Source organism: Variovorax sp. MPBD4-3 (assembly GCF_058809745.1).
In genome coordinates this window covers 1-25,382 of the sequence record NZ_JBXASW010000032.1, presented here as the reverse complement: position 1 = coordinate 25,382, position 25,382 = coordinate 1, and the positions used below count along the sequence as shown (strand labels likewise).

The 25,382-nt window shown below is 68.5% G+C and carries 28 protein-coding genes; 19 read left to right on the top strand and 9 right to left on the bottom strand.

Annotation, left to right across the window (positions count from 1 at the left end; translation table 11 throughout):
- Positions 1–100: 100 nt before the first annotated feature.
- From AC1RVW_RS18570 to AC1RVW_RS18550, 5 genes are all read left to right on the top strand, one after another.
- Complete coding sequence (locus AC1RVW_RS18570) at positions 101–1,039, top strand: hydroxymethylglutaryl-CoA lyase (RefSeq protein WP_493201661.1); 939 nt, start codon at positions 101–103, stop codon at positions 1,037–1,039.
- A complete protein-coding gene (locus tag AC1RVW_RS18565; RefSeq protein WP_493201660.1) occupies positions 1,032–2,222 on the top strand; it encodes a CaiB/BaiF CoA transferase family protein in 1,191 nt (396 codons plus the stop codon). Before AC1RVW_RS18570 ends, AC1RVW_RS18565 begins: the two co-directional genes overlap by 8 nt.
- Before the next feature lie 4 nt (positions 2,223–2,226).
- A complete protein-coding gene (locus tag AC1RVW_RS18560) occupies positions 2,227–3,207 on the top strand; it encodes a Bug family tripartite tricarboxylate transporter substrate binding protein (RefSeq protein WP_493201658.1) in 981 nt (326 codons plus the stop codon).
- A gap of 43 nt (positions 3,208–3,250) precedes the next feature.
- The gene (locus tag AC1RVW_RS18555) at positions 3,251–4,177 is read left to right on the top strand and encodes a LysR family transcriptional regulator (RefSeq protein ID WP_081270063.1); all 927 of its coding nucleotides are present in this window, start codon (positions 3,251–3,253) and stop codon (positions 4,175–4,177) included.
- Positions 4,178–4,378: 201 nt separating this feature from the next.
- Positions 4,379–4,831 (top strand): DUF2214 family protein, encoded by a 453-nt coding sequence (locus AC1RVW_RS18550; RefSeq protein WP_106935953.1) that lies wholly within the window; start codon positions 4,379–4,381, stop codon positions 4,829–4,831.
- A gap of 58 nt (positions 4,832–4,889) precedes the next feature.
- Here AC1RVW_RS18550 and AC1RVW_RS18545 read toward each other — a convergent pair whose 3' ends face one another.
- Positions 4,890–5,222: a hypothetical protein gene (locus AC1RVW_RS18545; protein WP_106935952.1), complete on the bottom strand. Its 333-nt coding sequence runs from the start codon at positions 5,220–5,222 to the stop codon at positions 4,890–4,892.
- Between the two features lie 130 nt (positions 5,223–5,352).
- Here AC1RVW_RS18545 and argS point away from each other — a divergent pair, with 130 nt between their 5' ends.
- The 7 genes from argS (at position 5,353) to AC1RVW_RS18510 (ending at position 13,477) form a co-directional block, all read left to right on the top strand.
- A complete protein-coding gene (argS, locus tag AC1RVW_RS18540; RefSeq protein WP_081270061.1) occupies positions 5,353–7,038 on the top strand; it encodes an arginine--tRNA ligase in 1,686 nt (561 codons plus the stop codon).
- Positions 7,039–7,049: 11 nt separating this feature from the next.
- Positions 7,050–7,814 (top strand): SPOR domain-containing protein, encoded by a 765-nt coding sequence (locus AC1RVW_RS18535; protein WP_285411492.1) that lies wholly within the window; start codon positions 7,050–7,052, stop codon positions 7,812–7,814.
- A gap of 149 nt (positions 7,815–7,963) precedes the next feature.
- Positions 7,964–8,611, top strand: coding sequence for a thiol:disulfide interchange protein DsbA/DsbL (locus AC1RVW_RS18530; protein WP_106935950.1), 648 nt, complete (start codon positions 7,964–7,966; stop codon positions 8,609–8,611).
- Positions 8,612–8,735: 124 nt separating this feature from the next.
- Positions 8,736–9,446, top strand: a complete 711-nt coding sequence (gene lptA, locus AC1RVW_RS18525) for a lipopolysaccharide transport periplasmic protein LptA (protein WP_106935949.1) — start codon at positions 8,736–8,738, stop codon at positions 9,444–9,446.
- Entirely contained in the window at positions 9,443–10,237 is a 795-nt protein-coding gene (gene lptB, locus AC1RVW_RS18520; RefSeq protein ID WP_106935948.1) for an LPS export ABC transporter ATP-binding protein, read from the top strand. The genes lptA and lptB overlap by 4 nt, the downstream gene beginning before the upstream one ends.
- Before the next feature lie 20 nt (positions 10,238–10,257).
- Positions 10,258–11,865 carry an RNA polymerase factor sigma-54 gene (locus AC1RVW_RS18515; RefSeq protein ID WP_493201654.1) on the top strand — a complete coding sequence of 536 codons (1,608 nt, stop codon included), beginning with the start codon at positions 10,258–10,260 and terminating at the stop codon, positions 11,863–11,865.
- 10 nt (positions 11,866–11,875) lie between these two features.
- Positions 11,876–13,477: a phospholipase D family protein gene (locus tag AC1RVW_RS18510; protein ID WP_493201652.1), complete on the top strand. Its 1,602-nt coding sequence runs from the start codon at positions 11,876–11,878 to the stop codon at positions 13,475–13,477.
- Positions 13,478–13,505: 28 nt separating this feature from the next.
- Here AC1RVW_RS18510 and AC1RVW_RS18505 read toward each other — a convergent pair whose 3' ends face one another.
- Positions 13,506–14,150 carry a LysE family translocator gene (locus AC1RVW_RS18505; protein WP_493201650.1) on the bottom strand — a complete coding sequence of 215 codons (645 nt, stop codon included), beginning with the start codon at positions 14,148–14,150 and terminating at the stop codon, positions 13,506–13,508.
- 145 nt (positions 14,151–14,295) lie between these two features.
- On the opposite strand from AC1RVW_RS18505, the gene AC1RVW_RS18500 reads away from it, so the two are divergent.
- Positions 14,296–14,553, top strand: a complete 258-nt coding sequence (locus tag AC1RVW_RS18500; RefSeq protein ID WP_081267820.1) for a hypothetical protein — start codon at positions 14,296–14,298, stop codon at positions 14,551–14,553.
- Positions 14,554–14,591: 38 nt separating this feature from the next.
- Here AC1RVW_RS18500 and AC1RVW_RS18495 read toward each other — a convergent pair whose 3' ends face one another.
- The 4 genes from AC1RVW_RS18495 to AC1RVW_RS18480 all read right to left on the bottom strand — a co-directional run bounded on the left by AC1RVW_RS18495 (position 14,592) and on the right by AC1RVW_RS18480 (position 18,376).
- Positions 14,592–15,248, bottom strand: coding sequence for a YceI family protein (locus tag AC1RVW_RS18495; protein WP_493201648.1), 657 nt, complete (start codon positions 15,246–15,248; stop codon positions 14,592–14,594).
- Positions 15,249–15,291: 43 nt separating this feature from the next.
- Positions 15,292–15,873, bottom strand: a complete 582-nt coding sequence (locus AC1RVW_RS18490) for a YceI family protein (RefSeq protein WP_493201646.1) — start codon at positions 15,871–15,873, stop codon at positions 15,292–15,294.
- Positions 15,870–16,463: a cytochrome b gene (locus AC1RVW_RS18485; RefSeq protein WP_081267823.1), complete on the bottom strand. Its 594-nt coding sequence runs from the start codon at positions 16,461–16,463 to the stop codon at positions 15,870–15,872. Before AC1RVW_RS18485 ends, AC1RVW_RS18490 begins: the two co-directional genes overlap by 4 nt.
- 113 nt (positions 16,464–16,576) lie before the next feature.
- Positions 16,577–18,376 carry an ATP-binding response regulator gene (locus tag AC1RVW_RS18480; RefSeq protein WP_493201644.1) on the bottom strand — a complete coding sequence of 600 codons (1,800 nt, stop codon included), beginning with the start codon at positions 18,374–18,376 and terminating at the stop codon, positions 16,577–16,579.
- Between the two features lie 82 nt (positions 18,377–18,458).
- Between AC1RVW_RS18480 and AC1RVW_RS18475 the strand changes: the two genes are divergently transcribed.
- A complete protein-coding gene (locus AC1RVW_RS18475; RefSeq protein WP_106935941.1) occupies positions 18,459–19,688 on the top strand; it encodes a THUMP domain-containing class I SAM-dependent RNA methyltransferase in 1,230 nt (409 codons plus the stop codon).
- On the opposite strand, the gene AC1RVW_RS18470 is transcribed toward AC1RVW_RS18475, so the two are convergent.
- A complete protein-coding gene (locus AC1RVW_RS18470; protein WP_493201642.1) occupies positions 19,674–20,138 on the bottom strand; it encodes a surface-adhesin E family protein in 465 nt (154 codons plus the stop codon). The genes AC1RVW_RS18475 and AC1RVW_RS18470 overlap by 15 nt on opposite strands.
- 117 nt (positions 20,139–20,255) lie before the next feature.
- On the opposite strand from AC1RVW_RS18470, the gene AC1RVW_RS18465 reads away from it, so the two are divergent.
- From AC1RVW_RS18465 to AC1RVW_RS18450, 4 genes are all read left to right on the top strand, one after another.
- A complete protein-coding gene (locus AC1RVW_RS18465; RefSeq protein WP_493201640.1) occupies positions 20,256–20,684 on the top strand; it encodes a PIN domain-containing protein in 429 nt (142 codons plus the stop codon).
- Between the two features lie 116 nt (positions 20,685–20,800).
- Positions 20,801–21,283: a type VI secretion system amidase effector protein Tae4 gene (locus tag AC1RVW_RS18460; protein WP_493201639.1), complete on the top strand. Its 483-nt coding sequence runs from the start codon at positions 20,801–20,803 to the stop codon at positions 21,281–21,283.
- Positions 21,280–21,525, top strand: coding sequence for a hypothetical protein (locus AC1RVW_RS18455; RefSeq protein ID WP_081267829.1), 246 nt, complete (start codon positions 21,280–21,282; stop codon positions 21,523–21,525). Before AC1RVW_RS18460 ends, AC1RVW_RS18455 begins: the two co-directional genes overlap by 4 nt.
- 18 nt (positions 21,526–21,543) lie before the next feature.
- Entirely contained in the window at positions 21,544–21,795 is a 252-nt protein-coding gene (locus tag AC1RVW_RS18450; protein WP_493201637.1) for a hypothetical protein, read from the top strand.
- Between the two features lie 16 nt (positions 21,796–21,811).
- Here AC1RVW_RS18450 and AC1RVW_RS18445 read toward each other — a convergent pair whose 3' ends face one another.
- Positions 21,812–22,729, bottom strand: a complete 918-nt coding sequence (locus AC1RVW_RS18445; RefSeq protein WP_081267831.1) for a BUD32 family EKC/KEOPS complex subunit — start codon at positions 22,727–22,729, stop codon at positions 21,812–21,814.
- Entirely contained in the window at positions 22,726–24,423 is a 1,698-nt protein-coding gene (locus AC1RVW_RS18440) for an FMN-binding glutamate synthase family protein (RefSeq protein WP_285411475.1), read from the bottom strand. The genes AC1RVW_RS18445 and AC1RVW_RS18440 overlap by 4 nt, the downstream gene beginning before the upstream one ends.
- A 56-nt stretch (positions 24,424–24,479) precedes the next feature.
- Here AC1RVW_RS18440 and AC1RVW_RS18435 point away from each other — a divergent pair, with 56 nt between their 5' ends.
- Complete coding sequence (locus AC1RVW_RS18435) at positions 24,480–25,262, top strand: YecA/YgfB family protein (protein ID WP_493201636.1); 783 nt, start codon at positions 24,480–24,482, stop codon at positions 25,260–25,262.
- The last annotated feature ends 120 nt before the right edge of the window (positions 25,263–25,382 follow it).

Genomic DNA, 25,382 nt, shown 5'->3' with positions numbered 1-25,382 from the left:
GCTTGACAGCCAGGGCGGATCGGCGGTCTAATTCTGTTTAACGGAATATAGTTCTATAAGACAGAACGGTCAAGAGATTCCAGCACAGGAGACAGATTCGATGACAGCCCCAGACGTCCTCATCAGCGAGGTCGGCCCGCGCGACGGCCTGCAGTCGGTCAAGGCCACCATGCCCACCGACAGCAAGCTGCGCTGGATCGACGCGCTCTACGCCGCCGGCGTGCGCGAGATCGAGGTCGCTTCCTTCGTGCCCGCGAAGCTGCTGCCGCAGATGGCCGACGCCGCCGAGGTGGTGCGCCATGCCATCACGCTGCCCGGGCTGGTGGTGATGGCGCTGGTGCCCAACCGCAAGGGCGCGCAGGCCGCGCTGGAGGCCGGCGTGCAGAAGCTCACCATGCCGGTGTCTGCGAGCGTGGCGCATTCGCTGGCCAACGTGCGCAAGACGCCGACGGAAATGGTGGAGGAAGTGCGCGCCATCTCCGAGCTGCGCGACGCCATCGCGCCGCGCGTGAAGCTGGAGGCGGGCATCTCCACCGCCTTCGGCTGCACCCTGCAGGGCCTGGTGCCGGAAGACGACGTGATCCGCCTGGCCGCGCAATGCATCGAGGCCGGCGCGGACGAATCGGGCCTGTCGGACACCGTCGGCTATGCCAACCCCGCGCAGGTGCGCCGGCTGTTCAGGCGGCTGCGCGCGGAGATCGGCGTGCACGCGGGCGCCGCCCACATGCACAACACGCGCGGCCTGGGCATCGCCAACTGCCTGGCGGCGTGGGACGAGGGCGTGCGCACCTTCGACGCTTCGCTCGGCGGCCTGGGCGGCTGCCCCTATGCACCGGGCGCCTCGGGCAATGCCGTCACCGAAGACCTCGTCTTCATGTTCGAGGCCATGGGCGTGCGCACCGGCATCGACATCCAGAAACTCATCGCGGCGCGCGCGCCGCTCATGGCCGGCCTGCCGGGCGAGCCGGTCTACGGCATGACGCCGGAAGCCGGATTGCCCAAGGGCTTCGTCCAGGAACACATCGCACAACATGTCTGAAGCCAATCCCCTGCCGTACGCCGGCGTTCGCGTCGTCGAGTTCACCCACATGGTCATGGGCCCGACCTGCGGGCTGCTGCTGGCCGACCTCGGCGCCGAGGTCATCAAGGTCGAGCCCATCGAGGGCGACAACACGCGCCGCCTGCTGGGCTCCGGCGCGGGCTTCTTCCCGACCTTCAACCGCAACAAGAAGAGCATCGCGCTCGACCTGAAGAAGCCCGAGGGCGTGGAGGCCGCGTTGCGCCTGATCGCCACCGCCGACATCGTCAGCGAGAACTTCAAGCCCGGCACCATGAAGAAGCTGGGGCTGGACTACGACACACTGGCCAGGCTCAACCCGCGTCTCATCTACGTGAGCCACAAGGGCTTCTTGCCCGGCCCCTACGACCACCGCACCGCGCTCGACGAGGTGGTGCAGATGATGGGCGGCCTGGCCTACATGACCGGCCGCGCCGGTGACCCGCTGCGCGCCGGCACCAGCGTGAACGACATCATGGGCGGCATGTTCGGCGCCATCGGAGCGATGGCCGCGCTGCGCCAGCGCGAGCTCACCGGCAAGGGCTGCGAGGTGCAGTCCGCGCTGTTCGAGAACAACGTGTTCCTGGTGGCGCAGCACATGATGCAGTTCGCCGCCACCGGCAAGGCGGCCGACCCGATGCCCAGCCGCATCTCGGCCTGGGCGGTGTACGACGTGTTCACCGTGAAAGACGGCGAGCAGATCTTCCTGGCGGCCGTCAGCGACAAGCAGTGGGCCATCTTCTGCAAGGCCTTCGGCCTGGAGGACATGCTGGCCGATCCGCGCCTGAAGACCAACAACGACCGCGTGCTGGCGCGCGACTGGATGATGCCCATCCTGCGCTCGCACCTGGCGCACCGCAGCGCCGCCGAGCTGGCCGCCGTGTTCGAGCAGAACGAGCTGCCCTTCGCGCCCATCACCAAGCCGCAGGCGCTGTTCGACGACCCGCACCTCAACGCCACCGGCGGCCTCGCGCCGGTGCGCATGAACGACGGCAGCACGGCCAAGGTGCCGCTGATGCCGTTCACGCTGGACGGCGAACGCCCCGGCATCCGGCTGCAGCCGCCGCACATCGGCGAACACAGCCGCGAACTCCTCAAAGAAGTGGGCTACAGCGACGAACAGATCGCCGCGCTCGCAATGCACAACATCACCCTCGGAGACTGACCCCATGCAATCGATCACACGGCGCGCACTGCTCGCCTGCGCCGCGGCCGCGGCATGCCTGAGCGCCGCACCCGCCCTCGCCGACACGGCCTGGCCCGACAAGCCGGTGCGCCTCGTCGTGCCCTACACGCCCGGCGGCGCCACCGACATCGTGGCGCGGCTGATCGCGCAGAAGGTCATGGACGACACCAAGTGGACCTTCATCGTCGACAACCGCGCGGGCGGCAACGGCAACATCGGCATGGACGTGGTGGCCAAGGCCAAGCCCGACGGCTACACCATCGGCCTGGGCCAGACCGCCAACCTCGCGATCAACCCGACGCTGTTCCCCAAGATGCCCTACGACGCGCTGAAGGACCTGCTGCCGGTTGCCGTGGTGGCCTCGCAGCCGGTGGTGCTGGTGGTGCGCACGGAGGCGCCGTACAAGTCGCTGGCCGAACTGGTCGCGGCCGCCAAGGCCAGGCCGGGCGAGATCAAGCAGGCGCTCGCGGGCACCGGCACGCTGGGCCACATGGCCGGCGAGGTGCTCGCCAAGCGCGCGGGCTTCAAGGTGCTCAACGTGCCCTACAAGGGCGCCGCGCCCGCCATCACCGACCTGCTCGGCGGGCAGACCGACTACATGTTCGCCACGCCGCAGGGCGCGCTTTCGATGGTGAAGGGCGGCAAGCTGCGCGCGCTGGCCGTCACCTCGGCCAAGCGCCTGCCGGTGATGCCCGACGTGCCGACGGTGGGCGAGAGCTACCAAGGCTTCGAGGCGGTGGACTGGAAGGCCATCGTCGTGCCCGCCGGCACGCCCGCCGACATCGTGAAGAAGCTCAACGCCGCCATCGGCAAGGCGCTGGCCAGGCCGGCGACCATCTCGCAACTGCTGGCCGAAGGCAGCACGCCCGGCGGCGGCAGCCCGGAACAGGCGGCGCAGTACATCAAGGCCGAGCATGCGCGCTGGGGCGCGGCGGTGCGCGAGGCGGGCGTGCGGCCCGAATAAGGCCGCTTCCTTCGCGGGGCGGGGGGATATAGTTCCGCCCGCCATGGACCGCCTCAAGCAGCTCGAATCCTTCGTTTCCGTCGCGACCCGGGGCGGCCTCACCGCCGCGGCCAAGGCCGAGGGCGTGGCCCCGGCCATCATGGGCCGCCGGCTCGACGCGCTCGAAGAGCGGCTGGGCGTCAAGCTGCTGGTGCGCACCACGCGCCGCATCACGCTCACGCACGAGGGCAGCGCCTTCCTCGAAGACTGCCAGCGCCTGCTGACCGAATTCGCCAACGCCGAGGCCAGCGTGAGTGCCGGCGGCGTCAAGGCGAGCGGCCACCTGCGGGTGACGGCGCCGGCCGGCTTCGGCCGACGCCACGTCGCGCCGCTGGTGCCGCGCTTTCATGCGCTGCATCCGGAGGTGACGATTTCGCTGAACCTCAGCGACCGGGTGGTCGACGTCACCGGCGAGAGCTTCGACTGCGCGGTGCGCGTGGGCGACCTGCCCGATTCGTCGCTGGTGAGCGTGCGGCTGGCCGACAACCGCCGCCGCTGCGTCGCCACGCCCGACTTCGTGCGCCGGCACGGCAAGCCGAAGCATCCGGGCGAGCTTTCGCGCTTTGCCTGCCTCACGCTGTCGAGCGACGCCTCGCAGACGCGCGGCTGGGCCTTTCGCGTGACCACCGAGGCCGGCGCCCAGGAACTGATCCACCTGCGGCCCAGCGGCCCGCTCGATTGCTCCGACGGCCAGGTGCTGCACGACTGGTGCCTGGCCGGCCACGGCATCGCCTGGCGCAGCACCTGGGAGGTAGAGGCCGAGATCGACGCCGGCCTGCTCGTGCCGCTGCTCGACGAATTCGCCGCGCCGCCCAACGGCATCTACGCGGTGTTCGCGGGCGCCAAGCACCTGCCGCTGCGGGTGCGGCTGTGGCTTGATTTCCTCAAGGAGCAATACGGGAACCCGGAATTCTGGGGCGGAAGGGCCTGAGGGCAGGGGTGCGGCGGCACAATCTCTTCACATTTGAAATTCTGTTGACACGCTCCCCACGTTGACAGCGATCGAGGCTCCTTCGCGAAACACCGAGGAACCGGCTTTGCCGGGCCTCAGGTGTTGCCCCCGGTAAGGGGTTGGCGAAGCGACACGAAGTGCGCGCAGCCTGGGGGCGAGCCACATCCTTGAAAGTCACCGATGACGCTCGAAGCCATCCTCGCCTACCTGCACATATTGGCCATCCTGACGATGGTCGTGTTCATCTCCAGCGAAGCGGCGCTGTGCCGGGTGCAGTGGCTCAACGCAGCGGTGGTGGAGCGGCTGGCCAAGGTCGACATGGTCTACGGCATCGCGGCCATCGCCGTGCTCGCCACCGGCATCGCGCGCACCTGGTGGGGCATGAAGGGCACGGCTTGGTACTGGACCAACCCGCTGCTGCACGTGAAGCTGGGGCTGTTCATCATCGTCGGCGTGCTTTCGATCTTCCCGACGCTCACCTATTTCCGCTGGCGCAAGACGCTGCGCGCCACCGGCAAGCTGCCGGACGAGGCCGACATCAGGAAGACGCGCAAGCTGGTGATGGTGCAGGCGCACCTGATCGCGCTGATTCCGCTGGTGGCGGTGTTCCTGGCGCGCGGCTTCGGCAAATAGGAAGCCGGGACGAAAAAAAAGCCCGCGCGAGGCGGGCTTCTTCAGCGTCGGCGGTGAATCAGCCCTTGGCTGCGTCCGCTTCGCACTTCTTCATGAAACTGTTCTTGGCGGCGCCGGCCAGGGCCTTGCCGTTCTTGTCCACAGCCTTGGTGGCGCAGGCGGGAGCGGCGGCGGCCTTGGCGTCCTTTTCGCACTTCTTGACGAAGCTGGCCTTGGCGGCGCCGGCCAGGGCCTTGCCGTTCTTGTCGACAGCCTTGGCGTCGCAGCTGGCGCCGGCGGCCGGCGCGGCCATGGCGGCGGGGGCAGCCGCCGGTGCGGCGGCCTTGTCTTGCGCGTAGGCGCCGAAGGAGAGACAGGCGCCCAGGGCTACCAGGGAAAGGAACTTCTTCATGGTGATATGTCCTTGCAAGGTTGGTTGTGACGGTTGCCCCGCCCCGGGGCCGACCATCGTAACGGGCCAGGTTCACGATTGGATGACCATCGTCAACAGCTCCCGGGTTTGCCCCCGGTAAAATTCGCAGATGCTATTGGTCAAACAGGAGCTGCTCGCGGCGCTCGCGAACACGCTCGAATCCCTCTCGCCCGGCGCTGGCTCCAAAGCCGCGTTCGAGTCGCCCAAGGTGGCCGCCCATGGCGATTTCGCCAGCACGGCAGCCATGCAGCTCGCCAAACCGCTAGCGCGCAAGCCGCGCGAGCTGGCCGAACAGCTCAGCGCCGCCTTGCTCGCAACCCCCGCTTTCGGCCAATGGGTCGAGGCCATCGAGATCGCCGGCCCCGGCTTCCTCAACATCCGCCTGAAGACGGCGGCCAAGCAGCAGATCGTGCGCGAGGTGCTGTCGGCCGGCGAAAGCTTCGGCCAGCAGCCCGCAACCGGCGAGAAGGTGCTGGTCGAGTTCGTCTCCGCCAACCCGACCGGCCCGCTGCACGTCGGCCACGGCCGCCAGGCCGCGCTGGGCGACGCCATCTGCAACCTGCGCGCCTCGCAGGGCGAGAGCGTGTGGCGCGAGTACTACTACAACGACGCCGGCGTGCAGATCCAGACGCTGGCCAACAGCACGCAGCTGCGCGCGCGCGGCTTCAAGCCCGGCGACGCCGAGTGGCCCAGCGGCGAAAAGGCGCCGGCCTACAACGGCGACTACATCGCCGACATCGCCGAAGACTTCAAGGCCAGGAAGACCGTCAAGTCGGAAGACCGCGAAGTCACCGCCACCGGCGACATCGAGGACATCGACGCCATCCGCGAGTTCGCCGTGGCCTACCTGCGCCGCGAGCAGGACCTCGACCTGCAGGCCTTCCGCGTGCACTTCGACCAGTACTACCTGGAGTCGAGCCTCTACACCAGCGGCCGCGTCGAGGCCGCCGTGCAGAAGCTGGTGGCCGCCGGCAAGACCTACGAGCAGGACGGCGCGCTGTGGCTGAAGTCGACCGACTACGGCGACGACAAAGACCGCGTCATGAAGAAGCAGGACGGCACGTACACCTACTTCGTGCCCGACGTGGCGTACCACATCGCCAAGTGGGAGCGCGGCTTCCACAAGGTCGTCAACATACAGGGCACCGATCACCACGGCACCATCGCCCGGGTGCGCGCCGGCCTGCAGGCCGTGGGCGAGGGCATCCCCGAGGGCTACCCCGACTACGTGCTGCACACCATGGTGCGCGTGGTCAAGGGCGGCGAGGAGGTCAAGATCAGCAAGCGCGCCGGCAGCTACGTCACCCTGCGCGACCTGATCGAATGGACCAGCACCGACGCCGTGCGCTTCTTCCTGCTGAGCCGCAAGCCGGACACCGAGTACACCTTCGACGTCGACCTCGCGGTCACCAAGAACAACGACAACCCGGTGTACTACGTGCAGTACGCGCATGCGCGCATCTGCTCGGTGCTGGCGGGCTGGGGCGGCGACCGCGCCACGCTGGCGGGCGTCGACCTGTCGCCGCTGGAAAGCCCGGCGGCCCAGGCGCTGATGCTGCTGCTGGCCAAGTACCCGGCCATGCTCACCGCCGCCGCGCGCGATTTCGCCCCGCACGACGTCACTTTCTACCTGCGCGAGCTGGCCGCCAGCTACCACAGCTACTACGACGCCGAGCGCATCCTGGTGGACGACGAGAAGGTCAAGCTGGCCCGCCTGGCGCTGGTCGCCGCGACCGCGCAGGTGCTGCACAATGGCCTCGCGATTCTCGGCGTCAGTGCGCCGAGCAAGATGTGAACCACCCCACCATGAAGAAGACAACCAGACAACGCGGCAACATCGTCATCGGCCTGATCATCGGGCTGGTGCTCGGCCTGGGCGTCGCGCTGGGCATCGCGGTCTACGTGACCAAGGTGCCGATTCCTTTCGTGACCAAGACGCAGCGCGGCGGCGCCGAGCAGGACGAGGCCGAAGCCCGCAAGAACCGCGACTGGGACCCTAACGCGCCGCTGGCAGGCAAGGCTGGCGCGCCCAAGCCGGCGCCGGCCGCGGGCGGTCCGGTCAATCCCGTCACCGGCGAGCCGGCCACCACCGCCGTCGCGCCTGCCACCGCGCCGGCGACCACCGCGCCGCCCGTGCCCGTGGTGGTGCCCCCCACCGCCGCCAAGCCGCGCACCGCCCCCGCGCCCGCCGAGGCCAACGCGCTGCCGCCGTCGAACGACCCGCTGGGCGACCTGGCGCGCGCCCGCTCGGGCGGCGGCTCCGGCAGCACGACCACCGCGTCGGCCGCGCCCAGCAGCAACAGCAGCGCCGCCAGCAGCAGCTCGGGCGCCGACCCGTTCATGTACTTCGTGCAGGCCGGCGCCTTCCGCACCACCGACGACGCCGAGGCCCAGCGCGCCAAGCTGTCGCTGATGGGCGTCGAGGCCAAGGTCACCGAGCGCGAGCAGGCGGGCCGCACCGTCTACCGCGTGCGGGCCGGCCCCTTCAACAAGAAGGAAGACGCCGACCGGCTCAAGGAGCGCCTGGACGGCGGCGGTCTCGATTCGGCGCTCGTGCGGGTGCAGCGCTGAAGCCGCGGCGATCGATTGCCACCAATAGCCCTTAAGCTTCGCCGCGCGGTATCTGCCGCCACCATTCATCGCCTTGGGCGCGCCGCGGGCGGGGGAACTCCCCGCCGCGTGCCGGCTCAGTCTGCCGTACCAACTGGAGAACCCTTTCAATGAAACGTCGTGACTTTTCGCTGGCCGCCACCTCGCTCGGGCTGCTGTCCCTGGCCGCCAACCCGGCCCATGCCCAGGCGCGTGCGCCCAAGGCCGGCACCGAGTACCTGGTGCTCGACAAGCGCGTGCCCGTCGACGCGCCGGCCGGCAAGGTCGAAGTGGTCGAGTTCTTCTCGTACAACTGCCCCCATTGCAACGACTTCGAGCCGTCGCTCGAAGCCTGGGTCAAGTCGGCCCCCAAGGAAGTGGCGTTCCGCCGCATCCCGGTGCCTTTCGTGGGCAACGACGTCGAAGCCAAGCAGCGCCTGTACTACACGCTCGAGGCCATGGGCAAGGTCGACGAATACCAGCCGAAGGTGTTCAACGCGATCCACGCGCAGCGCCAGAACGTGAACGGCGACGCCAACATCATTGCCTGGGCCGCCGCCAACGGCCTCGACGCCGCGAAGTTCAAGGAACTGTTCACCTCGTTCGGCGTGGCCAGCAAGGCCAAGCGGGCTTCGCAGATGACCGATGCCTACAAGGTGGCTGGGGTGCCGGCGATGGCCGTGGCCGGCCGCTGGTACGTGGACGGCGAAACCGCCGGCAGCATGACCAAGGTGCTGCAGGTCGTGAACTACCTCGTGGGCGAAGCCAGGAAGGGCTGACCCGGGCTTTGCGCACCTCGTGGCGCCGCGCCTCATCCCCGGCCCGCTTCGGCGGGCTTTTTCATCTGTGCGTGCGGGTTGTCGCAATCAGCCGCATACAATGCCGAGCAAGTTTCGTGCCTCTATGACATTGCATTCTTACTCCACCACTCCCTTCCTGCGTCGCGTCGGCCGCCTGGCCGCCGCCGCGTTGCTGCTGGCCGGCCTTGCCTCGGGCGCCCTGGCCGAGACCGCCGACCGCAGCAAGCCGATGAACATCGAGTCGGATGCCATGCGCTACGACGACCTCAAGCAGACCAGCGTGTTCACGGGCAACGTGCTGGTAACAAAAGGCACGATCATCATCCGCGGCGCGCGGCTCGATGTCCGCCAGGACGCCGAGGGCTACCAGTACGGCGTGGTCACGGCGGCACCCGGCAAGCGGGCCTACTACAAGCAGAAGCGCAACGCCCCCGACGAGTGGATCGAGGGCGAGTCCGAAGTCATCGAGTACGACAGCCGTGCCGACAACGTCAAGTTCATCCGCAACGCGGAAATGCGCCGCCTGCTCGGTTCCACGCCGAACGACGTGAGCACCGGCGCCCTGATCGTCTACGACCAGAGCAACGACACCTACACGGTCAACGGTTCCACCGTGCCGCCGAACACCGCGGTCAACGCGTCGTCCCCGAGCGGCCGCGTCAAGACCATCCTGACACCCAAGGCCGCCACGGCGCCCGCGCCCGGCGCACCGGCCGGGGCCAAGCCGGCCGCGCCGGCAGCGTCCACGCCCGCGCCCGGCACGGGCCTGCGCTCGACCACCACGCTCGGTGGCGATGGAGAAACCCGCAAGTGATCGAAACCGCTGGAACCCAGGAAGCCAACGGCGCACCGGGCAGCCGCCTGGTGGCGCGCGGCCTGAAGAAGAGCTACGGCAGCCGCACGGTCGTGAAGGACGTCTCGCTCGACGTGCAGAAGGGTGAAGTCGTCGGGCTGCTCGGCCCCAACGGCGCCGGCAAGACCACCTCGTTCTACATGATCGTCGGGCTGGTGCGCGCCGACGCGGGCGAGATCACCATCGACGGCGAGCCCATCGCCCACATGCCCATCCACCGCCGCGCGCGCATGGGCCTGAGCTACCTGCCGCAGGAAGCCTCGATCTTCCGCAAGCTCACGGTGGAGGAAAACGTGCGCGCCGTGCTCGAACTGCAGCATGAGCCCGACGCGAGCGGCAAGCTCGCGCCGCTGTCCAAGCAGCACATGGAAGAGCGCCTGTCCGAACTGCTGGCCGACCTGCGCGTCGACCACCTGCGCGATTCGCCGGCGCTGGCGCTGTCGGGCGGCGAGCGCCGCCGCGTCGAGATCGCACGCGCCCTGGCCACCCAGCCGCGCTTCATCCTGCTGGACGAGCCCTTCGCCGGCATCGACCCGATCGCCGTCATCGAAATCCAGCGGATCATCAGCTTCCTGAAGGAGCGCGGCATCGGCGTGCTCATCACCGACCACAACGTGCGCGAAACGCTGGGCATCTGCGATCACGCGTTCATCATCAGCGACGGGCATGTGCTGGCACAAGGTACGCCCTCGGAGATCGTCGACAACGCCGAGGTACGCAGGGTGTACCTGGGCGAACACTTCCGCATGTAAGGAAGGGTCGGGTTCTCCACATGAAGCAAGGGCTGTCCCTTCGCGTCTCGCAGCACTTGGCGTTGACGCCCCAGCTGCAGCAGTCGATCAGGCTGCTCCAACTCTCCACGCTCGAACTGAGCCAGGAAGTGGAGCAGATGCTCGACGAGAACCCCTTCCTCGAGCGCACCGCGGAAGAAGCGGCGCGCGAGGAGTTCGGGCTCGACACCGCCGACGCGCCCGCGGCGCGCGATGACGGCAGTGACGGTGGCGACGGCGAGAGCGACTTCACCCCGCCGCCTGCCAGCACCTCCACCGTCTCGACCGAGACCAGCACCACCACCACGGCCGACTCCGACGGCCCCGCCGCCGAGATCGCCGAGCGCGAGCCCGACTGGGAAGGCGACGGCACCGTCGACATGGCGCCCGACGACAGCGAGTGGGGCAGCGACGCTCCCGCGCGCCAGAACAACCTGGGCGACGACGAGCGCGCCGACGCCACCGAACTCGCGCGCAGCCAGGAATCGCTGCAGTCGTTCCTGCACCGCCAGGCGCTGAGCCTGCGCCTGAGCGAGAACGACAGCGCCGCGCTGCGCTTCCTGATCGAGTCGCTCAACGACGACGGCTACCTCGAAGATTCCCTGCCCGCGCTGGCCTCGGGCCTGGCCGGCGACGACAACGACCAGTTCGACGACCTGGTGCACCACTTCCAGGTGGCGCTCGGCCTGCTGCAGAGCCTGGAGCCGGTGGGCGTGGGCGCGCGCGACCTCGGCGAATGCCTGAGCATCCAGCTGCGGGCGCTGGCCGCCGAGGACGACGACGAGGACGAAGAGCAGGCACAGGTCTACAAGACCGCCATCGCCATCTGCAAGCAGCCGATGGAACTGCTCGCGCGGCGCGACTTCAAGCGCCTGGCCACGCTCACCCGTAGCAGCGAAGAGCTGGTGCGCTCGGCGCTGCAGGTCATTGCGCGGCTGGAGCCCAAGCCGGGGCGCCGTTTCGTCGACGTCGAGCGCAACATCGTCATTCCCGACGTGATCGTCACCAAGACCGGACGCGGCACCAACGTCAAGTTCCGCGTCATGCTGAATCCCGAGGTCATGCCGCGCCTGCGCGTGCACGACATCTATGCCGGCGCGCTCAAGTCGCACAAGGGCGAGGGCAGCCAGGCGCTGTCGCAGCGGCTGCAGGAGGCGCGCTGGTTCATCAAGAACATCCAGCAGCGCTTCGACACCATCCTGCGCGTGAGCAACGCCATCGTCGAGCGCCAGAAGAGCTACTTCGTGCACGGCGAACTGGCCATGCGCCCGCTGGTGCTGCGCGAAATTGCCGACGAACTGGGCCTGCACGAATCCACCATCTCGCGCGTGACCACCGCCAAGTACATGGCCACGCCGTTCGGCACGGTCGAGCTGAAGTATTTCTTCGGCTCGGCGCTGGGCACCGAGACCGGCGGCAACGCGTCGAGCACGGCGGTGCGCGCGCTGATCAAGCAGTTCGTGAGCTCCGAGAGCATCAAGAAGCCGCTGTCGGACAGCCAGATCTCCGAGATGCTGAAGGAGCAGGGCATCGAGTGCGCGCGCCGCACCGTGGCCAAGTACCGCGAAGCCTTGCGCATCGCGCCCGCCAATCTGCGCAAGGCCCTGTAGAAAGCCTTCGATGAGCCGTCTCCCGATGTCGCGCTGGGGCCATTGGGTGATCGCTTTGCTGGCCGTGCTGCTGTTCAGCGGCTGCGCCACCCTGCCCGACGAGGCGCCGCGCCCGCCCACCAAGGCCATGGCCGTGTCGCCCGACACCGCGCTCGGCAAGCTCGCGATCGCGGCCCAGCCCGACCCCGACCTGAGCGGCTTTCGCCTGATGCCCGGCGGCGACTTCGCCTTCGCCACCCGCATAGAGCTCGCGCGCCGCGCCCAGCGCACGCTGGACGTGCAGTACTACCAGATCGAGAACGACGAGACCGGCCGCTACCTGCTGCGCACCCTGCGCGACGCCGCCCTGCGCGGCGTGCGCGTGCGGGTGCTCATGGACGACCTCTACACCTCGGGCGAAGACGAACTGCTGCTCGGCTTTGCCGCCACGCCGAATGTGGAGCTGCGGCTGTTCAACCCGTTCCCGGCCGGGCGCAGCAGCCTGGTCAGGCGCTTCGCGGCTTCGCTGTTCGACTTCAGCCGCGTGAACCGCCGCATGCACAACAAGCTGTTCGTCGCCGACGGCGCGATGGCGGTGGCGGGCGGGCGCAACATCGGCAACCAGTACTTCACGCGCACGGCGGGCGAGAACTTTCTCGACCTCGACACCTTCGTGACCGGCGCGCTCATTCCCCGGCTCGGCAGCCTGTTCGACCAATACTGGAACAGCACCTATGTGCGCCCCGTGCAGTCGGTGGTGGCGAGCAGCCTTTCGCGCGAGGAACTGCAGCGCCGCTTCGACGCCGCCACCGGCGCCGACACCACCCCGCCGCCGCCGCCGCCCGCGCCCAACGACCTGCTGGGCTACAGCCCGATCGCCGACGACCTGAACGCCGGCAGGCTGGGCCTGATCTGGACCCTGGCCGAGGCCTATGCCGACTCGCCCGACCGCGTGATCGGCAAGACCGCGTCGTACGGCGGCGTGCCGCTGCTGGACGTCGACAGCGTGCGCTACAACGTGGTCGAGCAGATGCGCCGCGCGCGCGCCGAGGTGACCATCGTCTCGCCCTACCTGATTCCGGGCGCCACGGGGCTCGAGGTGATGCGCGAGATCCGCGGGCGCGGCGTGAAGATCAGCGTGGTCACCAATTCGCTGGCCGCCACCGACGAGCCGCTGGTGCACACCGCCTACCGCCGCTACCGGCCCGACATGCTCAAGCTCGGCGCCGACCTGTACGAGCTGAGCTCCACGCGCACCCGGCGCAGCGTGCGGCTGGGGCTTTTCGGCACCACGGTCGGGCGGCTGCATGCGAAGTCGGCGGTGATCGACCGGCGCACGCTGTTCGTGGGTTCGATGAATTTCGATCCGCGCTCGGAATCGCAGAACACCGAGATCGGCCTGATCATCCACAGCCCCGAAATGGCGCAGCAGATGCTCAAGCTGCTCGACGTGCTCAAGCAGCAGGGCGCCTACCGGCTGCGCTTTGCCGAAGGCAGCAACGACGGGCGCATCGAATGGGTCAGCGACGACGCCGGCCAGATCACGGTGCTGCACGAGGAGCCCGATTCGGGCTTCTGGGACCGCACCATGCTCGAACTGCTGGCGCCGCTGACGCCCGAGAGCCTGCTCTAGGCCTGCTCCAGGCGCGGCCGGTGCCCGGTCAGTGGCCGCCGCGCAAGGCCGACCAGACCAGCCGCACCCCCAGCAGCCCCATCACGCCGCCGGCCGCGCGGTCGATCCAGGCCTTGTAGCGCAGGTAGGCCGAGCGCGGAGCCGCCGAGGAAAGCGCCAGCGCCACGATGGCGTACCAGCCGGTCTCGATGCAGAAGATCACGGCCGGCACTGCCAGCGCCAGCACCAGCGGCACCTCGCGCGGCAGGAAGGCGGCGAAGATGCTGGCGTAGACCACGGCCGTCTTCGGGTTGCTGACCTGGGTCGCCAGGCCCAGCAGGAAGGTGCGGCCGCCACGCCCCTGACGGACGGGGGAGTTACCCACATCGGGTGTCACGGCCAGTGGCTGGCGCGCGCCGCGCCAGATGCGAAAGCCCAGGTAGACGAGGTAGGCGCCGCCGAAGCCTTTTATCGCCAGGTAGAGCCCCGGCACTGCCAGGAACGCCGCCTGCAGTCCCGCAAGCGCCGCGATGGCGAAGACCAGTCCGCCAGCCCCCATGCCCAGCGCCGCAGCCAGCCCGTCGCCGCGCGAGGCCACGGCCGTGCGCGCCACCATCACGAAACTCGGGCCCGGGCTCATCGCGCCCACCGCCATCGCGCCGGCGATACCTAGCAAGGAAAGGGTGTTGTCCATCGGGGCTGCCTCTTGGTGGAAATTTGAAATGGGTGAATAGCGTGGAGAAAGTCACGCTGATCAACGACTGAAAAGTAAACTTTAAGTAGTACTCAAATTATGTTTTCGTTTACATTTTGTGTACCGACTTCCGCGGTGCACAAAAATGAAAAATCTTTACCTCCTGGCCATCTGGGCATTGATCCTGTCCTGTTTGCTGAGCTTCTTCTACTGGAGCGATGCGCCGCTGGCCGAGCAACTGCTGTTCGGTGCGGTGATGGCGGTGGCGATGGGTGCCTGGATGCTGGTCTTGCTGAATCTTCCGCGTGCCCTGATGGCCGCCCGCGACTGGCTGAAGTCCCCGAAGGACGACGGCGACGAACCGCTGGCCGCGAGCCGCCCCGGCAAGACCATCGTCAGGTAGGCGGGCCGGCAGGCCGCCAGCCACGGCGCCGGAAGCGCCTACGGCTGGACGTTGACCGCTTCCACCTGCACCAGCAGCTTCACCTTGTTCTCGAAGCCGAAGTTCAGTCCCCAGGTAATTCCCCAGTCGCTGCGTTCCACCGTGGTCTCGAAGTCGCCGCCGCACACCTGGCGGTTGATCAGCGGGCTCAGGTAGCAGTTGAAGCGCACCGCCTTCAGCGTCACGGGCTTCGTTTGCCCCATCAGCGTGAGCGTGCCCGGCACGTCGACCACCTTGTCGCCGCTGATGTCGATCCGGTCGGCCACGAAGCGGCCGGTCGGGAATTCCGCCACGTTGAAGAAATCCTTGCTCTGCACGTGGCGGTTGAGCAGGTCGACGCCGGTGTTGATGGAGCTGATGTCCATCGTGATGTCGACCTTGCCGCTGGTTCCGGTGCCGTCGATCTGCACCGAGCCGTCCTTGGTGCTGAAGCGCCCGCGGTTGGTGGTGGTGCCGTAGTGGCCCATCTCGTACATGACGAAGGTGTGCGTCGGGTCGACCACGTAGTTCGCGTTCTTCTTGGGCCCGCCCGCGGGCTTCACGGCCACGGGCGGCGCCGTGTAGTCCTGCGCCGCGGCGCTGCCGCAGAAGGCCGCGGCCGACAGCAGCGCGGCAAGGATGAGCTTTTTCTTCACGGCGGTGGCTGGGTGTTTCATGAAAGAGTGGGGTGAGTGAGCAGCGGCGCGGCCTGGCGGTTCTTCACAGCGGGCCCAGGCCCGCGATGGTGAGCTTGAAGCGCACCTGCACCTCGTTGGCGACCATCGAGGTGTCCGTCCATTCGCCGTCGCCGACCTTGTAGTCGAGGCGCTGGATCGTAAAGCTTCCGGTCGCCACCGCCTGGTTGCCGCCGGCGGGGGCGATGCCGACCGGCACCGTCACCGTTTTCGCGGTGCCCTTGATGGTGAGCTTGCCCGTCATCTCGAACTTGCCGTCGCCCAGCGCCTTGATCGCGCTCGACTGGAAGGTGGCCTGCGGAAAGTGCGCCGCGTCGAACCACGGCGCCTTGGGCAGTTCGGCGTCGCTCATCGGAATGCCGAAGCCGGCGCTGGCCGTGTCGATGCGCAGCGCCACGCTGCCGCCCTCGGGCTTCTTCGGGTCGAACGCGACCTGGGCGTCGAATTTCCTGAACGTGCCTTCCACCGGCACGCCCATCTGCTTGCTGACGAACACGATCTGGCTCTTGTCGGCGACCAGCTTCGCGGCCGGCGGCTCGGCGAAGGCGGCCATGCCCGGCGCAAGCGCCAGCAAGGCCAGGGGAACGAAAAGGTAACGGCGCTTCATCCGGCGGATTCCTTGCGTGGCGCGGGCCACATGCGTTTCAACAGACCGTCCCGGTCGATCCAGTGGTGCTTGAGCGCCGCCGCCACGTGCAGCAGCGTGACGCCCGCGAGCGTGAAGGCGCAGCCCTTGTGCAGCGGCTGCAGCACCGCCTCGGCGAAGGGCTGGTCGACCGGCATGAAATCGGGCAGCGGCAGCGCGCCGAACCACACCACCGGCACGCCCATTGCCGAGCTGTAGGCCCAGCCCGAGAGCGGCACCGCGAAGAACAGCAGGTACATCAGCGCATGGCCCGCGCGGTAGGCCGAGAGCTGCCACGGCGACATGGTGGCCGGCAACGCCGGCGGCCGGTGCCCGAGCCGCCAGGCCAGCCGCAGCGCCGACAGCAGCAGGATGGTGACGCCGGCCCACTTGTGCCAGCTGTAGAGCTTCAGGCGCAGGGGGGAGAACGGCAGCCCCGTCATGTAGAGGCCGACGCCGAGCGAGCCCGCGATCAGTGCCGCGAGCAGCCAGTGCAAGGCGATGGCGACGCCACCGTAGCGCAGGTTGCGCGGATCGGCGGGGAGGGAAGAAAGAGGAGTGGCGGTGGACATCGGGGCAGGTCCGGCGGCCTGTGCGCGGAGCATATATCGGAAGCCGTGACGCTGTTGCACGGCCCGTGCCAGCGCTGCAACGGCAGCGGCACCGCAGGCCGAGCCGGACGCCTTCAGCCCGGCGGCAGCGCCTTCAGCAGCACCCCGTGCAGCTCGTCCGGCTGCACCGGCTTGCGCAGCGCATGCCAGCCGCGCTCCAGCGCCAGGCGCTGGGTGGCCTCGTTGATGTCGGCCGAGATCAGCGCGATGGTGAGCGACGGCTTCTGCCGCTGCAGCCGTTCGGCCAGCGCGATGCCGTCGAGCGTGCCCGGCAGGCGGATGTCGCACAGCGCCGCGTCCAGCGCGCGCAGGTCGGCCAGCGCCAGCGCCTCGGCCGCGCTGGCGTAGACGCGCGGCGCCACGCCCCATTGCCGCAGCAGCGCCAGCAGGCTGTCGGCCACGACCGCGTTGTCTTCCACCACGAGCACGGCCAGCCCGGGCGGCAACGCGTTGTGTGCCGCCGCGCCGTTGCCGGCCTGCGGCGAGGGCAGGGCGCGCGTCACCGCCGCGCCGTCCGGCGCCGCCGGCAGCTCGAAGCTGAACACCGAGCCCCGGCCCGGCGCCGAGCGCAGCGCCACCTCGATGCCGAGCTGCGCCGCCAGCCGCCGAACGATCGCCAGGCCCAGCCCGTGGCCGCGCTGCAGGTTGCGCTCCACGTTGCCGATCTGCTCGAAGTCGTCGAACACCCGCTCCTGCGCTTCCGCCGGAATGCCGATGCCGCTGTCGCGCACCTCGATGCGCCAGGCGGGGCCGGCCTCGCGCCGGCGCGCCCGCACCGCCAGCAGCACGCGCCCGCGCGGCGTGAACTTGACCGCGTTGTCCACCAGATTGGCCAGCACGCGGCGCAGCGACACGGTGTCGGTCCAGGCAGCCGCGCCGGCCGGGCAGCGCACGCCCACGCGCCCGTTGCCCGCCTGCCGCGCCAGTTCCTGCAGCAGCGGGGCCAGCGCCACCGCCTCGGGCCGCAGCGGATCGACAGCGGCCTCGATGCGGCCGATTTCGAGCAGCTGGTTGGTCAGCCCCTCGAGCGCCTGCTGCGCGCGCGCCAGCGAGGCCACGGTGTGCTGCACCGCCGGCGTGTCGGCGCCGCTTTCCAGCTGCTGGCGCAGCACCTCGGCCTGCAGGCCGATGGCCATCACCGGCTGGCGCAGGTCGTGGTTGGCGGCAGAGAAGAAGCGCAGCCGCTCGGCCTGCGCCTGTTCGGAAGCGCGCAGCCCTGCCAGTGCCTGTTCGCGCAGGGTGCGTTCGTTGAGCCGCAGCCCGATGTTTTCCTCGAGCTGGCGGGAGCGCTCGGCCACCAGCTTCCACATCATCGCGATCAGGCCGATGCCGATGACGGCCACGGCCATCATTTCCGGCGAGCCCATCCACAAGCCCGTGACGATCACCGGCGCCAGCAGCAGCGTGATCGCCAGCTGCGTGGCCGGCGTATAGAACGACACCGAGAAGGCCGACGACAGCGTCATGCCCATGAGGATGAGGCCCAGCAGCAGCTGCTGGTCGGCGCGCCCGGGGTTGAACAGCAGGACGCCGGCCATGCCGTGCGCCAGCTCCCAGATGCCGGTGCGCAGCGTGTGCAGGCGCTGCGCCGCGCGCAGCGTGGCCGGGGTGAACGGCTCCGGCAGCCGCTGCGGGAAGAAACCGCGCAGTACCGTCACCATGGTGATCAGGCCGATCCACACCAGCGCGCGCGCCAGCGAGTACTGCCAGGCGAAGAGCGCCGCCACGCCGCAGTTGAGCAGGTACTGCACCAGCAGCACCGGGCCGATGGGCCGCACCGAGAGCCGCAGCACCTCGCATTCGATGGCGAAGCGGTCGCTTCCGGCGGCGATCGGGGCGGCGGATGCCGCCGGTGGAACGAGGATGGGGTTCATCGGCGAATCGACTATATAGAGAAGGGCTGTGACAAGGCGACAATGGAGTCCCCTAGTCGGGCTTCCCGATGGCCAACTTTCAGTGAACGATCTCTCCTTTTTCCTGCCTTGCGCCGCCGGCGTCGAGGAATTCCTCGCTCAGGAGGTGCACGCCCTGACCGGCCGTGCCGGGCAAGACCTGCTCACGCTGCGCGGCGGCGTGCGGGTACGCGCCGACTGGCGCGACGCCCTCAAGCTCAACCTGCACAGCCGGCTGGCGCAGCGCGTGCTGGTCGAGCTGGCCCATGCGCCCTACCGCAATGAAAACGATCTCTACGCCATCGCCAACGGCGTGGCCTGGGAGATCTGGTTCACCCCCAGGCAGACTTTCAAGATCGAGACCACGGCCCAGCACAGCCCGCTGCAGAGCCTGAATTTCGCCACCCTGCGCATCAAGGACGCCATTGCCGACCGCTTCCGCGCCAAGGCCAACGGCGTGCGCCCGAGCATCGAGACCCAGTGGCCCGACTGCCGCGTGTTCGCCCACCTGACCACCGACACCTGCACGCTGTACATCGACACCTCGGGCGAGCCGCTGTTCAAGCGCGGCTGGCGCCAGGACAAGGGCGACGCCCCGCTGAAGGAAACCCTGGCCGCCGCCATGCTGGCCGCCAGCGGCTGGTGGAACCCCGAGACCGGCGAAGTGTCGGCCCAGCCGCTCTACGACCCTTGCTGCGGCAGCGGCACCATCGCCATCGAGGCGGCGCAGATCGCGCGCGGCATCGCGGCCGGGTCGCTGCGGCGCTTCGGCTTCGAGAAGCTGCTGCCGTTCCAGGCGCATGTCTGGACCGCCATCAGGAAAGAAGCCGAGGCCGGCGCGCGGGACCACGGCGTCGCCATCTTCGGCTCGGACGTGTCGCACCGCATGGTCGACTTTGCCGAGCGCAACGCGGAACGCGCGGGCGTGGCGCAGGCCGTCGAGTTCCGCGGCGGCGACGCGCTGCAGCGCATGCCGCCGGTCGAGGCCGGCGTCATCATGCTCAACCCGCCGTACGGCGAGCGCATCGAGGTGGGCGGCGTGGCCGGCACCGGCCGCTTCGGCGCCCGCGAATCGGCGCAGACCGAGCAGGGCGACGGCGGTGAGTTCTTTCCCCAGCTCGCGGCCCACTGGAAGAAAAACTACGCCGGCTGGACCGCCTGGGTGCTCACGCCCGACCTGAAGCTGCCCAGGCAGATGCGCCTGAAGGAGTCGCGCCGCGTGCCGATGTGGAACGGCCCCATCGAATGCCGGCTGTTCCGCTTCGACATGGTCGCGGGCTCAGCGCGGAAGTGATTCTCCGGTGCCCTCGGGCCTGGGCGCCTGCTTCGGCCGAACGGCGCAGGCTGCATTGACCGTGCGCGCGGCCAGCTCGGGCGGCGCGCCGGGCAAGGTCACCGGGCGAACGTCGCCCGCCTCGAAATGCTTCACCTGGGCCGGTTCGCCCACGAAATTGGGCTGCGAGAAGTAGCTTGCGCTCACATAGCGGGCGCTGCGGGCGTCGCAATCGACCGTGGCGATGCCCTGGAAAGAGCGGAACCTCACGCCGTCGCGGTTCAGGCGCTCTGCCTGCAGGTTCATGCGCAGCGCCACGGTGCGGTGCGCGCCGTCGACCTCGATGCTGGCGGGATCGACCTGCACATAACTGCTGTCGGCGTCCCCGGGCGTGCCTGTGAGGGTCAGCCACTCGGCCCTGACACCCGCCGAGGCGAGCAGGACAAGGCAGAGCAGCGGTATTCGTTTCATGAAGGAGGCGTTGTCCGAGGAAGCGTTTGGCAAGACGGTATTCTCGCGTACCGACCCGACGCGGACCTGACACCGACCCCGCATGGTGCAACATCGCCCGCATTTGCTGAACATTCCATGACGTTGACAGAACCCGGCCCCGTGGTCATCGACACCAACATCGCGCTCGATCTGCTCGTCTTCGAAGACCCCGCCTGGGTCCCCCTGACCGAGCGGCTGGCCGCGGGCGAGCTGCGCTGGCTGGCCACGGCCGCCATGCGCGTGGAGCTCGAACGCGTGCTGGGCTACCCGCTCATCGCCAGGCGCATGGCGCAGCGGGAACTGCAGGTGCCGGCGGTGCTGGCCGATTTCGACGCGCGCGTGCGCATGGTGGAGGGCGTTCCGCCGCGCGCGCCCTGCGTGTGCAGCGACCCCGACGACCAGGTGTTCATCGACCTGGCCGTGGCGCACGGCGCCCTGCTGCTGAGCAAGGACAAGGCGGTGCTGTCCATGAAGAAGCGGCTGGCGCTGCGCGGCGTGGCGGTGCGGGCGGCGTTCACGGGCTAGCGGCGGGTGTCGCGAAGTTTCTGCGCCGGGTATCAATTGACAACCTTCCGGCTGTCGAAAGTCGCAGGAGGCGCGGTAGATTTTGGGCTCCCGCCTTTGCCATTGCCCGGAACCCCATGCAGCCATCTTTTGCGACTCTCTGGTCGAACCATCCGACGATCAAGGGTGACGACGCCTTACTCGACAGGGACGCCTACAAGGATCAATGTGCCATCAACGTGGGTGCTGCCTTCATCCGGTCGAGCCTGCGCATGGAGAGCTTCCGAGGTGTCTACTCCTGGCAGAAGGACAGTCCGAAGTACCCGATCAGGGCGCAGGAGTTGGCGAATTGGCTGGACTCTGGCAAGTCGGGCCTCATGGCCCGTACAGAGAAATACACGGGCAAGGAAGGCTTCGACAAAATTGCAAAGCGCACCGGGATCGTGTTCATCCAGAACTACTGGGGCGAAGGGAGGCAGGGTGATCACATCGATCTTTGGAATGGGGCGCGGCTAACCAAACGGTCGTCTTGGTTCTTTATTCAGTGGCACATTTCTTGGGAAGGAGTCATCACCGATATGCGTCGAGCAGAAGCCATATGGTTTTGGCCAGTCCTATGAAACTATTGCTACGACTGCTCAGCGTTGTGGCTGGCGCACTGGCACTCAGTTTTCTGGTTGCAGCGGGCCTGCTGATGCCCATCGGGCAGTGGTACGAAGCGAACCAAGCCCGGAGTTTCGACGACGTGGCCGATGCTTATGTTCTCTCTCTTGCGGTGCAAGCGATTGCCGCTGTCGTGGGCGGGTGGCTCGGCGACTGGATGTTCCGCAAGTGGCAGCGGCGGAAGCTCGAGCGTCGATAGCTTCTTCGGGTTCTTGTTATGAGCTTGGTCATCCGCATCCTCTCCATCGTTGTCGGAGCGATCGCGCTCGGCTCAGTCTTCTACAAACTCATTGGCCTCGCAGGCCATTGGTACGAACTCAAATTTGCGAAGAACGATGACGATCTGGGGCAAGCCTATATAGCTGCGCTCGCCGTTCAGCTTGTTGCTTTGCTGGCGGGCGGCTTGCTTGGGGATTGGGCATTCCGCAAATGGCAGCACAAGCGGCCCGACCGCGAGCAGCTTCCCTGACTGACGACGACTTCGGCTAGTTCTGCAGTACAGCCGGGGCCGCCAGATGCCACCGCCCCAGCAGCCGCGCCACAGCCCGCACCCGCTGCGTATCCCGCCCCCAGCGCCGGCTGGCCGGCAGCTTCTGCGCCCACTTCATGCGCCGTGCCGCGTTCGCGATGCGCTCGCGCACTTCCTCGCTCACGCCGGCCAGCGCCGCATGCCAGTGCTGGCCCGCGGCCTGCGGTGCGGCGGCCTCCAGCATCATGGCCGTCGAGTGCAGGTAGCTCAGCCAGTCGCGGGCCTGGCATTCCGCCAGCGTCATGACTTCGGCCGGGTCGTCCTCGAAGTCGATGTAGCCGATCACGCCATCGGGGCACTGCACGAGGTTGCGGTCGAAGGCCTGGCTCAGGTGCTGGCCGCGCACGTGCACGGCGGCGATGGCGGCCAGGCCCTCGCGCCATACCGCCAGCAGCGCGGCGGGGCCGGCGGCGGCGGCCTGGTCGAGCCGCTCCTGCAGCACCACGGTCGCGCGGCCGCTTTCGCCGAGGTCGGAGATCAGCAGGCCGTCCGCCTGCTGCGCCAGCACGGTCGGCACGCGCAGGCCCGCGGCCGCCAGCGTCTTCAGGCGCCGGGCCTCGGTTGCGATGGCCGCTTCGCCGCCCGGGTTGGGCACCGGCTTGATGATGTCCAGCCGCGCCATGCGGGCCACGGCGGCCATCACGCGGTAGCCCCACTTGCCGTGCCGGGGGCCGGCCTTCTTGAGCCACACGCGTTCGCTGCCGAAGCGGTGGCTGGCCACGTTCTTTTCCTGCCGGGGCAGGGTGACGCGCAGGAACTCCGCGTAGTCGCCGGGAGCCGGCGTGCGCGCAAGCGCGTCGAGGGGCGCGGGCGCCGAAGCTGCGCCCTTGCGCGATTGCAGGCGCGCGTTCGCGCCTCGTTTCAGTGGATTCATGCGGCCATTGCGAAGCCCGACACCAGCCCTTGCGGGCCCTGCGTCACGGGCTGGAAACTCTCTGCACTGGCCAGCGGCCAGTAGGTGCGGAAAACATTGTGCTGCGCGTCGAGCGGGCCGAGCAGGGCGCCCGGCTGCACCTGCATCACCAGGTTGCTCAACAGGCGCACTTCGGTGTCGGAAATGCGGCGCACGATGTGGTGCGCGGTGATCTGCTGCGGATGGTCGAGGCCCGCGGCCTGCACCAGTTCCTGCAGCGCATGCAGCGTGCTGCGGTGGAAGTTGCGCACGCGGTCGGCCTTGGTCGGCACCACCAGCGCCTGCTGGCGCAGCGGGTCCTGCGTGGTCACGCCGGTGGGGCAGTGGCCGGTGTGGCAGCTCTGCGCCTGGATGCAGCCCAGCGCCATCATGAAGCCGCGCGCCGCATTGCACCAGTCGGCGCCCAGCGCCATCATGCGGGCCACGTCGAAGGCGGTGATCACCTTGGCGGCGCAGCCGATCTTGATGCGGTGGCGCAGGTTGACGCCCACCAGCGTGTTGTGCACCAGCAGCAGGCCTTCCTGCAGCGGCGCGCCCACGTGGTCGCTGAACTCGACCGGCGCCGCGCCGGTGCCGCCCTCGGCGCCGTCGACCACGATGAAGTCGGGCGTGATGCCGGTGGCCTGCATCGCCTTGACGATGCCGAACCACTCCCACGGATGGCCCAGGCAGAACTTGAAGCCGGTCGGCTTGCCGCCCGACAGTTCGCGCAGCCGGGCGACGAAATGCATCATTTCGGTCGGCGTGGAGAACGCGCTGTGCGAGGCGGGCGAAATGCAGTCCACGCCCACCGGCACGCCGCGCGCCGCCGCGATCTCGGGCGTGACCTTGGGCGCCGGCAGCACCCCGCCGTGCCCGGGCTTGGCGCCCTGGCTCAGCTTGATCTCGATCATCTTCACCTGCGGGTCGCGCGCGTTGGCGGTGAAGCGCTCTTCGCTGAAGGTGCCGTCGTCGTTGCGGCAGCCGAAGTAGCCCGAGCCGATTTCCCAGATCAGGTCGCCGCCGTGCACGCGGTGGTGCTGCGAGATGGAGCCTTCGCCGGTGTCGTGCGCGAAGCCGCCCATCTTGGCGCCCTGGTTGAGCGCGAGGATGGCGTTGGCCGACAGCGCGCCGAAGCTCATGGCCGATATGTTGAACACGCTGGCGCTGTAGGGCTGCGTGCAGACCTGTGCCGGATCGGCGTCGGCCGGCTGCGGCGTGCCGCCGATCACGATGCGGAAATCGTGGTTCGCGAGCTTGGTGGGCTGCATCGAGTGGTTGATCCACTCGTAGCCCGCGGCGGTCACGTCGAGCTGGGTGCCGAAGGGGCGGTTGTCGGGGTCGCCCTTGGCGCGCTGGTAGACCAGCGAGCGCTGGGCGCGCGAGAAGGGCGCGGCCTCCGAGTCGCTCTCGATGAAGTACTGCCGCATCTCCGGCCGGATGAACTCCAGCAGGAAGCGCAGGTGGCCGATGACCGGGTAGTTGCGCAGGATGGCGTGGCGCGTCTGCCGCAGGTCGTGTACGCCGGTACCGGAAAGTACCGCAAAGATGGCCACGCCGACCCAGGCGAGCCACAGATGCGGCGAAACCAGCACGAAGGCGAGGCACGCCACGAGACCGGCCACACACAGGGCGAAGGCGCTGTAGCGCGCCGGAAACGGAATGATCGTGGGCATAGAAATTAGTGTCGGCCGGAGCCTGCTGCATCATAGAGGGCTGTTTCCACCTTGCCATGACGACCATTCCCGACCCCACACCGGCCGCTTCGGCCACTCCCGCACCCCTCGGCCCCGACGATTTCGACGCGCTCGACCAGGCGCTCGACGCCATGCGCGAACACGACGAGGAAATTCCCCAGTGGGAGTTCTGCGAGGGCTTCATGGCCGCGCTGATCTGCACCCGCCGCCCCATCATGCCTTCCGAGTACTGGCCCGTGCTGCTGGGCGACAGCTTCTCGTCGGCCAAGCACATGGAGTTCGTCTGGAACTGGAAGCGCCGCTGGATCGAGATCGAGGAAGGCCTCGACGCCCCCGTCGAGACGCTCGACGACGAACGCAGCTGGCAGCCCGAGGTGCTCGACACCCGCGGCGCCATCGCCTCGCTGCCCGAGGCAGAGCGCGCCGAAGTCGCCGGCGAAGCCATTCCGTCGTTCGCCCAGGTGTGGGCGCTCGGCTTCATGTACGCGGTGGAGAACTGGCCCGAAGACTGGGCCGCGCCGCGTGACAAGGAAGCCGCGCAAATGCTGAACGACGCGCTCGACAACATCGTCGCGCTGACCGAGGACGACAACGCCAAGCCCACGGTTTCCATGTACAGCGAAGACGGCCCGCCCAGCGTGAGCCAGCAGCGCCTGGACGATTTCGGCGCCGCCATCTGGGCCGTCTACGACCTGCGCCAGCTCTGGAAGAGCCTGGGCCCGAAGGCCGAGACGATCCGCAAGGAAGCCACGCCGGGCCGCAACGACCCGTGCCCCTGCGGCAGCGGAAAAAAATACAAGAAGTGCCACGGTGAGTGAGCGGGGCGTTTTCGAGGGGCGTTGTTCTTCGTGGCGCGATCGCGCCGACGGGGTACCTTGCTCCGCGAATGTCCCCCGGCCTTCGGCCTCCTCCTTTATTTCGCTGCGCAAGGCACCCCA